This window comes from Polyangiaceae bacterium (assembly GCA_020633205.1).
In the GTDB taxonomy this organism is placed as follows: Bacteria; Myxococcota_A; Polyangia; order Polyangiales; family Polyangiaceae; genus JAHBVY01.
In genome coordinates this window covers 922267-934819 of record JACKEB010000010.1, presented here as the reverse complement: position 1 = coordinate 934819, position 12553 = coordinate 922267, and the positions used below count along the sequence as shown (strand labels likewise).

General features: G+C 64.7%; 10 protein-coding genes. 6 read left to right on the top strand and 4 right to left on the bottom strand.

Going from position 1 to position 12553, the window contains the following annotated elements; all coding sequences use genetic code 11:
* Nucleotides 1-46: 46 nt before the first annotated feature.
* A complete protein-coding gene (locus tag H6718_03840) occupies nucleotides 47-607 on the top strand; it encodes a hypothetical protein (protein MCB9584499.1) in 561 nt (186 codons plus the stop codon).
* Here H6718_03840 and H6718_03835 read toward each other — a convergent pair.
* Nucleotides 590-1567, bottom strand: a complete 978-nt coding sequence (locus H6718_03835) for a hypothetical protein (protein ID MCB9584498.1) — start codon at nucleotides 1565-1567, stop codon at nucleotides 590-592. The genes H6718_03840 and H6718_03835 overlap by 18 nt on opposite strands.
* 146 nt (nucleotides 1568-1713) lie before the next feature.
* On the opposite strand from H6718_03835, the gene H6718_03830 reads away from it, so the two are divergent.
* From H6718_03830 to H6718_03815, 4 genes are all read left to right on the top strand, one after another.
* The gene (locus H6718_03830; protein ID MCB9584497.1) at nucleotides 1714-3831 is read left to right on the top strand and encodes a molybdopterin-dependent oxidoreductase; all 2118 of its coding nucleotides are present in this window, start codon (nucleotides 1714-1716) and stop codon (nucleotides 3829-3831) included.
* A 75-nt stretch (nucleotides 3832-3906) separates the two neighbouring features.
* Entirely contained in the window at nucleotides 3907-4944 is a 1038-nt protein-coding gene (locus H6718_03825; GenBank protein MCB9584496.1) for a hypothetical protein, read from the top strand.
* An 87-nt stretch (nucleotides 4945-5031) separates the two neighbouring features.
* Nucleotides 5032-5739: a TetR/AcrR family transcriptional regulator gene (locus tag H6718_03820; GenBank protein MCB9584495.1), complete on the top strand. Its 708-nt coding sequence runs from the start codon at nucleotides 5032-5034 to the stop codon at nucleotides 5737-5739.
* A complete protein-coding gene (locus tag H6718_03815; GenBank protein MCB9584494.1) occupies nucleotides 5736-7277 on the top strand; it encodes a glycosyltransferase family 39 protein in 1542 nt (513 codons plus the stop codon). The genes H6718_03820 and H6718_03815 overlap by 4 nt, the downstream gene beginning before the upstream one ends.
* Here H6718_03815 and H6718_03810 read toward each other — a convergent pair.
* The gene (locus tag H6718_03810; GenBank protein ID MCB9584493.1) at nucleotides 7249-7788 is read right to left on the bottom strand and encodes a hypothetical protein; all 540 of its coding nucleotides are present in this window, start codon (nucleotides 7786-7788) and stop codon (nucleotides 7249-7251) included. The genes H6718_03815 and H6718_03810 overlap by 29 nt on opposite strands.
* A 788-nt stretch (nucleotides 7789-8576) precedes the next feature.
* Between H6718_03810 and H6718_03805 the strand changes: the two genes are divergently transcribed.
* The gene (locus tag H6718_03805) at nucleotides 8577-9923 is read left to right on the top strand and encodes a hypothetical protein (protein MCB9584492.1); all 1347 of its coding nucleotides are present in this window, start codon (nucleotides 8577-8579) and stop codon (nucleotides 9921-9923) included.
* Here H6718_03805 and H6718_03800 read toward each other — a convergent pair.
* Both H6718_03800 and H6718_03795 read right to left on the bottom strand, forming a co-directional pair.
* Nucleotides 9913-11025, bottom strand: a complete 1113-nt coding sequence (locus H6718_03800; protein ID MCB9584491.1) for a saccharopine dehydrogenase NADP-binding domain-containing protein — start codon at nucleotides 11023-11025, stop codon at nucleotides 9913-9915. The genes H6718_03805 and H6718_03800 overlap by 11 nt on opposite strands.
* A 49-nt stretch (nucleotides 11026-11074) precedes the next feature.
* On the bottom strand, nucleotides 11075-12475 hold the full coding sequence (locus H6718_03795; protein ID MCB9584490.1) for an SLC13/DASS family transporter: 1401 nt from the start codon (nucleotides 12473-12475) through the stop codon (nucleotides 11075-11077).
* Nucleotides 12476-12553: the final 78 nt, after the last annotated feature.

Genomic DNA, 12553 nt, shown 5'->3' with positions numbered 1-12553 from the left:
CTCGCGTTTCTTTGAAGCTGCGAACGCGTGGCGCTAGCGTCAGGGTATGTGGAAGCGTCGACTGGGGGCCCTGCTGTTGCCTGCGCTGCTCGCTTTGGGCTGCGGCCAAACCAGCAGCGACCAAGCCGCTGGGACCGGCGGTCAGGGAGGCAGCGCTGGCATGAGTGCTGGCGGGGCGAGCGGGATGAACTCCGGCGGAACCGGCGGTGAGTATCAGTTCCCCACGGAATGCTCACCCCCGCTCAGCATGGAGCTCGGGAAGCTGCACGCCACGCTCTTCTACGGGAACTTCTACTACTACTCCGCGTCCAGCTGCGAGTTGGCGACGGTGGACGACGGCGATGGCTCTGGGGTGCTCGCGGTGGTCCTTGGACTCGATGACTTCGAGACGGTCTACGACTACCGCGCGTCGTTGTCCCCGTACTGGAACTGGGTGTCCTACTCCCATGGCACACCGGCCGGAGAGACCTTTCGCGACCTCGAAGGGATCCCCGAGGATACCGATATTGATGTGGTCGCCCACAATCCCGACACCGGAATGCGCCTCGCCATCACCTTCCGCGTGTCGCGTTTCACGTACACGATCTTGTCAGTCAGTGAGGTCTGACTGGGTCCTGACGCGATACTCGCCAGACCGTGCGTAGAACACCATCTGCTGCATCGTCATGTCCATGCGAACGCCTGGATCCTCGAGGTAATGCAGACAAGTGTCGTAGTCGGTTGCAGGTTCCCGTAGCAACTCGCGAATGCGATCGAAGCGAGCGCAGGAGGTCTGCGCGATGAGGCTCGGGCTATTCTCCGCTCCATCGGGGAGAGCCCTATAGTCGTTGGTGACGCTGAGGACCCCACCTTCGGCCCGACGCACGGCGCTGCGCTTTGGGGTGCGCTCAATCACCGCTAGCTCCCCCTGACGTGTTCCCGTGAGCAGGAGCAACGAGTCTGAAGCCACGGGCGTGTCAGCCAGCCGCGTCAACGCTTCATCGAAGTCGCGTGCGGTGGCCAACACCTCGCGTAGGAGAAAGACCACTGGAGTCGCTAGTTCGAAGGCATCGAAGCTCAACACCGAGTTCAGCGTCACTGCGAAGCGACCCGGGGCGATACCGGACATGGCGCCGATGAATCCCGGCCAGCCAACGGTGATGAACTCGCCCGCGGGTGCGCCATGAAACTGGGTGACGAGCGTCGCGCGGCTCAGCAGACGCGTGTCACTCCACCAGTCTAGATTCCGCGCGTGCAACGGTCCGTCGCTGCGATCGACCGCAAACGCCGTGCAACCCATGAGTACGGCCTTGATCGCATCATAGTAGAGGTTACACACGAGCACATCGCCGTACGGAACCGCGAGCTGCCCAGCCAAACCCTCAAGCTCCCCCTGGAGTTCTGCGGGCACTAACAACGCACCCGCTTCAATGATCAGCGGGGCGACCTCTGTAGCGGGCAAGGCATCACCCAGGCCTAGATCGGACTTGTACGTCTCGATCAAGCCCCGCGCGTCAGCCTTCTGGGCATCTGTCAGCTGCCATCGCTCCGTTGCGGGGCGACTCAGATCCACGCTGAGCGTTTGCATGCCGGGAGAACTAGCTCGAGTTGGCGCCAAAGCCAGCAGGATCGTCGTGGAGCACTCAGGCCGGCTACACCCTGAAATTCGTCGCGAAGGGCGCCTTTTCACGCTGACACTGGCGTTCCGAACGCTGCGGCTCCAGGCTTTCGGCCATGCAGGGGTATGCGAGCTGTTCGCTGTGTGAGGCTTCTTGTGGTTTGGCGGTGGAGCACGACGGTCGAAACGTGACGTCGATTCGCGGGGACACTCAGGATCCGTTCAGCAAAGGCTACTTGTGTCCCAAGGCGATGGGCCTGAAGGATATCCACGAGGATCCAAACCGCGTGCTGTATCCGATGAAACGCGTCGGCGGTCGCCTGATGCGCACCACTTGGGAGGACGCGCTCGGCATCGTCGCGCGGCGCTTTGCAGAGATCCAGGCCCGCTACGGCAAAGACGCGGTCGCGATGTACGGCGGCAACCCCCTGGGGCACAGCTACGCGGGCACCCTCGGCTTCGTGCTGCTCCACGCGGTGATCGGCAGCAAGAACCGCTACAGCTCGCAGTCGGTGGACGCGCTGCCGCGGCTCTTCACCACCTATCACCTGTACGGCAATCAGGCGCTGCTGCCGGTCCCCGATCTCGCGCGCACCGACTACCTGTTGATGCTCGGGGCAAACCCCATGGTCAGCAACGGCAGCATCATGACGGCCCCTGGATTCAAGCAGCGGATCCGGGATTTGCGGGGGAGAGGAGCGAAGCTGGTAGTCGTCGATCCGCGCCGCACGGAAACGGCGAAAGAAGCCGATGAACACGTCTTCATCCGACCTGGGACTGACGCCTTCTTCCTGCTCGGGATGCTGTCTGCCATCTTCGAAGCCGGCCTCGAAGCGCCTGGGCGCCTCGCAGAGTTCACCGACGGCTTGGACGAACTCAAGAGCGTCGCGCTGCGCTTTCCGCCGGAGCGCGTTGCTGCAGTGTGTGGGATCTCTGCCGAGAAGATCCGTGAGCTCGCCAGGGCTTTCGCGACGGCGAAGCGAGCCGCTTGCTACGGCCGCCTCGGCACCTCCACTCAGCAGTTCGGTGCGCTCGCTTCGTGGCTGTTCGAGGCGTTGAACGTCGTCACCGGGAACCTGGATCGTGAAGGCGGGATGATGTTCAACACACCCGCCGTGGATCTCGCGAAGCTTGCCGCGATGATTGGCTTGCGTGGGAGCTACGCTTCGTTCCGTACCCGCGTGCGCGGCCTACCCGAGTTTGCGAAGGAGCTGCCGTCCGCAGCCTTTGCCGAGGAAATGGACACACCCGGCCCAGGGCAAATCCATGGACTCATCACCGTCGCGGGCAACCCAGCGTTGTCGCTCGCCAACGGGCCTCGCGTGGAGCGCGCCTTGGACAAGCTCGATTTCATGGTGTCCGTCGACATCTACATCAACGAGACGTCGCGCCACGCCGATGTGATCTTGCCCACCACGTTTGGCCTCGAGCGCGACAACTATCCGTTGCTCTCGAGCTCTATGGCAGTGAGTAACCATGCCCGGTACTCCGAGCCGCTCCTCTCCCCCAAAGGAGAGCTCAAGAGCGACTGGGACGTGCTGACCCAGCTGAGCGCAAAGCTGCTCGAACTGCGTGGCGGGGGCGCCCGCGTAGCAGCCGGCGCGCTTCGGGCTTTCGTTTCCGCAGTGAAACCGAAGCAAATCTTGTGCCTCTTGCTGCGTTTTGGTCCGCACAGGCTTCAGTTCTCGGACCTCGGGGAGCATGGGATCGATCTAGGGCCCCTCGAATCGCGCTTGCCCGAAGCGTTGCAGACGCCTTCACAGCGCATCGAACTCGCGCCCACGGCGCTGATCGCCGACGTAACTCGCTTGGAGCAAGAGCTCGAGCAGCGCGCTTCAACGGCACACCCGTTTTCGTTGATTGGTCGGCGGAACCTGCGCAGCAACAACTCCTGGATGCACAACAGCGAGCGGCTGGTGAAGGGGAGGGAGCGCTGCACCCTGCTCGTTCATCCGGAAGACGCCGCGCGGGTCGGCGTCGCTTCTGGCGGAAGGGCGCGGGTTACTTCCCGCATTGGGAGCATCGAGGTGCCGGTCGAAGTCTCCGACGAGCTGATGCCCGGAGTTGTGAGCTTGCCACACGGATACGGGCACAGCCGCGAAGGTGCACAACTGGATGTCGCCGCGCGCTACGCCGGTGTGAGCATCAATGATGTGACGGATGATCAGGTTATCGACGAGCTCGCTGGTACCTCACACTTGAACGGGATCCCCGTCAGCGTCGAAGCGGTCTGATCCGTGTGGATGTGAAACTCACTCGCTTTGGTGGGCGCGGGGGGCGAACTGGCTCGCTGCTGCGTACCTTGACTCATGTCGAAAGCGTGGTTTCGTGGCTTGGCCGCGGTGAGCTTGATCAGTGCCGGCAGTGTGGGTTGCAGCTCGAACGGCGCCTCACCTGATGCTGGAAACGGTGGGGCAGGTGCGACGGCCGGAAGCGGCGGTGAGGCCGGTGCTACCGCCGGCACGGGGGGAGTGGGTGCGACGGCCGGCACTGGAGGAGCGGCGGGAGCGAGCAACCCGAACGCCTACGCCTTGGTGATCTCCAATCACGAGCTCGACCGCTATTTCTACGACAGCTACTCCGACAACCTCGACGGCCTGGATGCGGACACCCCGGATGCCGACCACTGTCGCGGGTTTGCTGGCGAGCACCCCGCTCAGTTCGATCGCTTCGATGGCCTGGACAACAGCTACGCGGAGCTGGACGCCTCTCATCTCTACGGTGACATCGCGGACCTCGCGAACCACGCGATGACGTTCGGCGTGTCGACGGTGTTGAGCTTCGAGGTTGCGGACGACGGCACCGTTGCGGGCGCGCTCCTGCGTAGTCGCGGGGAGGGCGAGTACGGGACCTATGCGACCGTATGGCACCCGGCGACCCAGAACTTCTCGAACGGCGCGCCCCTCGCCGTGCTGTCCGGGCGCCTTGATGGCGATGCGCTCGAGCTGACCGGAACCGGAGCCTTTGAGATGCACCGCAGCTACGCCGGCTTGGACGGAGACTACTACTACCGCTTGCGCATTCGGTCGTACCGCATCCACGCGACGTTGACGCGCGACGAGGACGGTTCGGTGACGATCAGCGACGGCTCGATCACCGGAGTCGTCCTGGTGCAAGAGGCGATCGACGCAGTGCGCGAGGTTTACGGCAACGCCAGCGGCGACTGTAATTATGAGGCCCGAGAGTACGAGGACTTCCGCCGGGCCGCAGACATGCGCAGCGACGGCACGAACGGTGACGGCAGCCTGCCTTGCGACGCGATCAGCATCGGGGTCGGCTTCGATGCGCGTTCGATCACCCTGGGCGCTAGCGACGCGGATTTACCGATGAAGGCCAAGTGCCTGTGAGCTCGTTCGCTCGAGCAGCTCACCCAGGCTGATCTGGCCTAGCGCTCTCCAGTTTAACTGACTCGGTCGGTCAGTTATGCTCAGAGGGTGGCGCGCAGCATCCCCAGTGACCGATTCCCTCAGTTGATCGAAGCAGCGACGGCGGTCTTCATTCAGCGCGGCTTCGCCCGCACTCAGATGGAAGATGTCGCGAAGCGGCTCGGCGTCGCCAAGGGCACGCTCTACGGGTACGTCGAGTCGAAGGAGGCCTTGTTCGACGCCGCGGTGCGCTTCGCGGATGGTCACCTGCAGTTGCCGACGCCCGACGCGCTGCCGCTGCGCACGCCGCTGGCGGGCGCCACGGTGGGGTACGTTCAGACACGCGTGATGACGGAAGCCGCAGCGCTGAAGCTCGCGGGAGTGATGCAAGGCAGCCTGCGGGTGCGCGGCGTCGAGCGAGAGCTGTCCGAGGTGCTCACGGACTTGTACGAGGCGATCGCCCGGAATCGCCGCGCGTTGAAGCTCATCGATCGCTGCGCCATCGATTTTCCTGAGCTAGCGGAGGTCTGGTTCGGTGGAGGTCGGCGCGCTCAGGTGCAGCTCTTGACTGAGCTGCTCTCCAGGCGCGGGCGGCGACTGCGCAAGCTGGGGAGCGCCGAGGTGGTCGCGCGGGCTCTGCTCGAGACGCTGGTGTTTTGGGCGATGCATCGTCACTTCGTGTCGGGTGCGGACCCCGATCAGCCTAGCCTTGGTCCAGACGAGGCGACCGTGAAGCGAGAAATCGTGGCATTGCTCGTGAATGGGGTGTTGCCGTGAGGAAGCGTGCCTGGGAGCGCGCGAGCGCCTGGGTCGTGGGCGTGGCTTGTGGGCTCAAGGCGCTGGTGCACCTGCTCTTGATCCGTCGCTACGGCTACCATACCGACGAGCTGTACTTCATCGAGTGCGGGCGGCACCTCGCCTTTGGCTACGTCGATCACCCGCCGCTCATTCCGTGGATCGCCGCGATCGTCGATCGCTTGGGTGGCGGTCTGCTTGCGTTGAGGCTACCGGCCGTCTTGGCGGGGACGGCGACGCTCTGGCTGGTTGGGCTCTTGGTCAAGCTCTGGGGCGGAGGATGGCGCGCTCAACTGGTGGCGCTGTTGGCGCTGCTCTTGGCGCCGGCACCGCTGCGCATGGGGTCGATGCTCGATATTCCGGTGTTCGAGGTCTTCTTGTGTACGCTCAGCGCCTACTGGGTCGCGCTTGCGCTCAAGAGGCAGGTGCGTTGGGCGTGGCTCGCTGCGGGTGTTTCCCTGGGGTTAGCCATTCTGGCGAAGCACGCCTCGGTCGCCTGGGGTGCGGCGCTGTTCTTGGGTATTCTCGCGAGTCCGGTGCGTGGGGAGCTCAAGCGGCCCTGGCCCTGGATGGGCGTGGCGCTCGCTGGGTTGATTGCGCTGCCGAACCTGATTTGGCAGGTACAGCACGGCTACCCGACGCTGGAGTTCATGGGCCATATGCGGGCGCTGCTGGTGGATCAGCGGGTGATGTTCCTACCAGGTCAGGTGTTGTATTTCGGCCCGCTCGCGCTTCCGGTGTGGATCGCCGGGGTGGTGGCGAGCTTGCGCTCACCGGAGAAGCCGAGCCGACCTTTCGCCGTGGCCTTCTTGGTTTTGGCCGCGCTCTACCTGGTGAGCGCGGGCAAGCCGTACTACCTCGCCAGCGCTTACCCCGCGGTAATGGCGGCCGGTGGGCTTGCGTTCGAGCACTGGCGCGAAAAGCGGCCCCGCGGGTGGTCAGTGTTCGTCGTTGGTCTCGTGTCGACGGGCGTCGGGCTGGGCGCGCTCAGTCTCCCCGTACTGTCCATCCAGCGCATGGACGCTACTGCGGGGGCGCTGTTCGGCTGGGCGGTGCGTCCGATGGAGCTGACTCACGACATGCATCGCATGTTCGGCGCTCAGGAACGCACGCGACAGGTTGAGCGAGTGTTTTCTTCGCTGCCCGCAGACGAGCAACGCCGAACCGGCATCCTCGCGGGCAGCTACTCCCACGCTGCGGGTTATAACGTCTACCGCCAACCGGGGATGCCCCGCGCGGTCAGCGGCAACATGACGTACTTCTACTGGGGCTTCGACGCCGACCGCACCCAGCAGCTGATCGTCTTCGGCTTGCCCAGCGCATCGGTCGAAGCAGGCTACGCGCACTGCGAGGAGGTCTCACGCTTGCAGACGCCGCTGGCCGCGCCGGGCTACATCGACGTGCCGGTGTTTCTGTGCCGTGAGCCCCGTGGCGGGCTCGAGGCCATCTGGCCCAGCTTGCGCAGCTTTGGTCACACGCGGCAGATGCCAGTCACTCCTGGAGCAACTCATCCAGGCTGACGCTGGTGGTGGCTCGCTGACAGCTGCTCCCACAGCTCTTTCCGTCGGGATACTCTGTCTGGTACTCCGGCGTGACCTCCAGGGGTGCGTAGCTACCGCCGGAGTCTTCCAGGGTTAGCGTGAGCGTATCGAGCTGTCCGCCCCAGGTGACCAGCGCGCGGTAGCCCGTGACTTCCGTCGTGCACTCACTGCCACAGTTGATGCTTGGACCTGGGGTACAGCCGCTGTCGCAGTTCGATTCGATGACCGGCGTGACGTACATGCCAACGCACTCGGCGCTCACCCAGCTCTTTTCGCCCGGCAAGTCGGGCGCAATCAACAGACAGCTGCGTACGCTGTCGGTGCCCTCCACGGTCAGTCGGTAAGCACCGAACTCCGGATCGAGGGGCAATTCGACGTGCAATTCGCCGCCCACCGCGCACGGCGTTGGCTGACTGGGGCATTCCGGTTGGCACGCGGGGGTGAGGGTCAAGGCTGTGGCCAGGACCACGATCCAGTCAAATCGAAGCACTACGCAGTCCTACGATCACGCCAGCGGAAGCTCCCCGACCGGCGTTGGAGGCCTGTTGAGCCGTTCCAGTCTCATTTGAAGCCTGAGCTCCGACTGGCAGGTACCCCGGGTGCCGCGCCCAGAACGATTGGCTGCCGCGCGGACTCGTGTCTACGACCTTGGGTTGCTTGACCATCCGCTGCATCCTATCCTACACGCTTCTTACTTGCGCCGTGCGGATGCCGTGCGGAATCGAGCCGGAGGATTGATTCGTGAGATATCGGGCTACCAGTTTCGTCGGGCTGTGTATCGCGCTTGGGTTGGTCGGGTGCTCTCGGGCGGAAGAGCACTCCCACGAAGGGTCTGCTGGGGGTGGTGCTGGCGTCGGAGGGCTTGCCGGCGCGGGCGGAGCAGAGACTGGTGGTGTCGCGGGCACCGCGGGGGCAGGGGGTACGAGTGGCGGGGTTGCTGGTAGCGCTGGCGCGGCCGGCTTGGGCGGTGCAGCAGGCGCCGGCTTGGGCGGTGGCGGCTTGGGCGGTGGCGGCTTGGGTGGTGGCGGCTTGGGTGGTGGCGGCTTGGGCGGTGGCGGTGGAGCCGGCGTGGGTGGCGTCGGCGGGGCCATATCGGTTGTCTGTCCTCCTGGCAGCGTTCGCAACGCTGAAGCTTGCGACCCGTGTGCAGCTGGTCAGTACTGTGCAGGCGGAGATGATCCGGTTATACCATGTGGAAATGGAGACGATTCATGGGACGCAGACGGGGATCCTGCGACCGCCTGCGCACCGCGCGCGGCATGTGCTCCGGGGAGCTACGTGGCAAGCGACGGCAGCGCCACGGCGGATCGCAGCTGCGCCGGGTGTGACGCGGGAACTTACAGCAGCTCGGCGAATAGCGCAGCTTGCGCACCATGGACCGACTGCTCCCCTGCGCAGGTGGAGTTGAGCCCGGGCACTGCCACGGCCGATCGCGTGTGTGGCGCCCAGAACTGGCCGCCGCAGTTCGGTTCCACGGCGTACGACCAAAGCAACGGCGTCGCCGTGGACAGCAAAGGCAACGTTGCTTTTGCTGGCGCGGCAGCAGGGTCGTTGCCTCTACAGCCGCACTTCGGGCGAAATGACGCGTTCGTGCGCGTGGTTGCGCCTACGGGCGTTGAACTGTGGGCTCAACAGTTTGGTACAGGAGAAATCGACGAAGCAAATGGGGTAGCTGTCGACGCAAACGACAACGTTCTAGCCGTAGGTGCGTCTCGCTACACGCTTCAGGGGCTGCCGCCGGACTCTGCCGGGGCATTCGTTCGCAAGTATTCCTCGACGGGAAGCGTGCTGTGGACGCATCAGTTCTACAGCGAGAGCAGCGCGGTGGGTCAGGCAATCGCGGTCGATGCTGCGGGTAACTCGTACCTCGCGGGACAAATCAGCGGTTCTCTCGGGAGCCTCCCCGCGTTTGGCGGCGCCGATGTCTTCCTTCGCAAGCTCGACGCCGCGGGCCAGGAGGTCTGGTCTCGGCAGTTTGGAACCGCTGGTACGGATCGCGCGTTTAGCCTGGCGGTGACACCGGAAGGCGGCATCGTCGTGTCAGGTTACGTCCAGGGCGCGCTCGCGGAGCCGCTCGCTGGTTACTACGACTTTTTCGTGCGGAAATACGATTCGGCCGGCGTAGAGCAGTGGACCCGTCAGTTCCCGGGAGACGGTTTCGATAGCGCCGTGGTCGTCGACCAGGGGGGCAACGTGTACATGGCGGGTGCAGCGCGCGCACCTTACGCCGGACAGTCCGGAGTGGGGACAGTCGACGCTTTACTCATCAAGCTGGACGCTTCCGGCAACGACGTCTGGACGCGACTCTATGGCTCCACGGCGCCCGACTACGCGTTCTCGGCGACCATCGATCCTAACGGCAACTTCTTGGTCGCAGGTGCGACTGACGGCTCGCTAGCCGGGCAGACTACGGCTGGGGGGCGTGATGTCTTCGTGCTCAAGGTAAATCCTCAGGGCGATCTCGTGTGGAGCACCCAGATCGGCACCGCCAGTCGAGACGAAGGGCACGGGATCGCGACGTTCGGCAGCGGGCTCCTCTACGTCGCTGGCCACACGGCGGGCGAACTGCCGGGCGGCACTCAAGTCGGAGGCTGGGACGCGCTCTCTCTGCGCCTCACGCCCTGACCGACCCGGGTGTGCTGACACGCACGCCATAGGGCTCGAGCGCCTGCAAGAACTCGCGCGCTCCGAAGGCGCTGGCGGTGTCCACGACGCCGACGTTCTGCGCCTCTTTGGTGACCAGCCATTTTGCGCCAATCGCAATGCAGCGCGCGGTGATTCCGTAAGGATCCGTTCCAGTGACCAGCACGCTCTGCTCGGTGCCGTGTTTGCCACCCACGCTGCCTACTGCTAGTACCTTGAAGGCTTGCTGGCGCCGTACGTCGTCGCTCGGCCCTTCGCTGCCCTGATCGATGCGCGCCTCGATGTCCTTGAGCAAGCCGCGCTCGTACACGCGCTTGTAGACGTGCTTCAGCGACCAGGCGGCCATCAGCGGCGCCGCGAGGCCTTTAGGCACTACCAAGTTGGTGCTGACGTTCTTCAGCTGAGGGTGCTGCTTGATCAGGTGAATGGCTTCGCCTCCCGGAAATGGCACGGCGAGCTCCGTCGCGCCGTTGTCTGGGAAGTGCGCCCGGCGCGGCAACGGCGACACCCCGCGGGGAACCAGCACGCCCCGTTTGCGCTCGTAGCCGGGTTCAGCCAAGGCACCCAGTCCTGATTTGAGCGTGCCCCGGCTAGCCGCGATGTTCCTCACCCCCTGAACTCGATTGAAGACGTGCAGCGTGTCGAGCTCGGGATGCGTTTCCGCAAGGAGCGATGCCGCGCAGCTGCCTAGCGCGAACTCGAAGGCGTGGGCGTTCACCACGGCGACCTTCGCCAGCACCGCAGCGCCATGGTAGCGCTCGACGACGCGCATCATGTACGCCTGCTCCCCGGTGGTATCGAGGAAGTGCGCCTTCGCGTGCAGCGCCGCGCTGACGACTGGCTCCCCGAAGCGTGCAAAAGGCCCGGCGCAGCTCACCACCACCTGGGCGCCGCGCACCAGCTCCCGCAGGCTCTGGCTGTTGGTTGCATCGGCCACGCGATACTTGAAGCCGGTGCGATTGCTGAGCTCCGCTAGGCTCGAGCGACTACGGCCTCCGAGGACCACGTCCTTGACGCCCAAGTCTTGCAAGGCTTCGACGCACAAGCGGCCGGTGAATCCCGTGGCTCCAAAGACGACGATCATCGAGGGGCGAGAGTCTGCGCTGGGCGCCGCACGCGGTGCAAGCCCGGCTTCACCGAAGGAGCAGGTAGCAACACAGACTGACGATCACGACACCGGCTAAATTCAGCCAGAAACCTTCACGGGCCATGCGCGCCGCCTTGACCTGACCGGTTCCGAACACGATCGCATTGGGCGCGGTCGCGACGGGTAGCATGAAGGCGCAGCTCGCGCTGAGCGCCGCGGGCACCATCAAGAGCTTCGGATCGATGTTGGCCGCAATCGCCGCCGCTCCGAGCACGGGCATCAAGAGCGTGGCTGTTGCGGTGTTGCTGGTTACCTCGGTGAGGAACGTCACCGCCAGGCACAGGCCTGCGATGGTCAGGATCAACGGCGCTCCGGCGAGGCCACTGAGCGCGCCACCAAGGGATTTGCTGAGCCCCGATTTCTCGAAGGCGCTGGCGATGGCGATGCCGCCACCGAACAAGATCAGCAGACCCCACGGGATCTTGTTGGCGGTGGGCCAGTCGAGGAGCTGCCCACCTTCGCCATCCGGGCAGACGAACATCACCACGCACATGAAGAGCGCGATGGTCGCGTCGCCGATGCCTTTCTGGCCGATGAGGCCCGCCCAGCCGCCGCCCGGCTCGGTGCGGGTGATCCACAGCACCGCGGTGATCGCGAACACGATCAGGACGCGCGTCTCGGGTTTGCGCCACGGACCGAGCTTCTGGATCGTGACCGTGCCCGTTTCCCCGAGGCGACGAGTGAGCAGGAACCAAGCCGCTGGGATGAGCAGCAAGGTCACCGGCACGCCGATCTTCATCCAATCGACGAAGCTCACCTCGGTGTGCGTGAGCTGCTTGTACACACCCATGAAGATCACGTTCGGCGGTGTGCCAACGGGTGTGCCGAGGCCGCCGATGCTCGAGGAGTAGCCGATCCCGAGCAGCAGCGGCGCTGAGAGGCGATTGCTCTCGTCGCGCTCGATGACGGCGAGAGCGACTGGCAGCATCATCAGCGTGGTCGCTGTGTTGCTGATCCACATGCTGGTGAGGCCCGTCGCTAGCATGAAGCCAAGCACCAAGCGGCGTCCTCGCCCGCCCACCAAGCGCACCATGCCGAGGGCCACGCGGCGATGAGCGCCGCTCTTTTCCATCGCCGTCGACAGCACGAAGCCACCGAGCAAGAGCAAGATCAGCGTGTGACCATAGGCCTTCGCGACCTCGCCATGATCGAGCACACCGCACAACGGAAACAGCGCAAATGGCAAGAGGCTCGTTACCGGGATCGGCACTGGCTCCGTCACCCACCACAGCGCACACCACGCCGTCACGCCGGCGGTGAAGGCGGCGGGATTCGCGAGCCCAGCATACCGAGCCAGGAAATAGGCTATCGCCGCGATCAACGGGCCGAGCAACAAGCGCAGCCACGGATAGCCCTGCGGCGCCTCTGCCTCCCCGTCGCCCGACATGGCGCGCATGCTAGATCAACCGCACAAAAAGCTTGGGACTTTTGCAGAATGCCCCGAGCGTTTGCACGTCCAATGAGG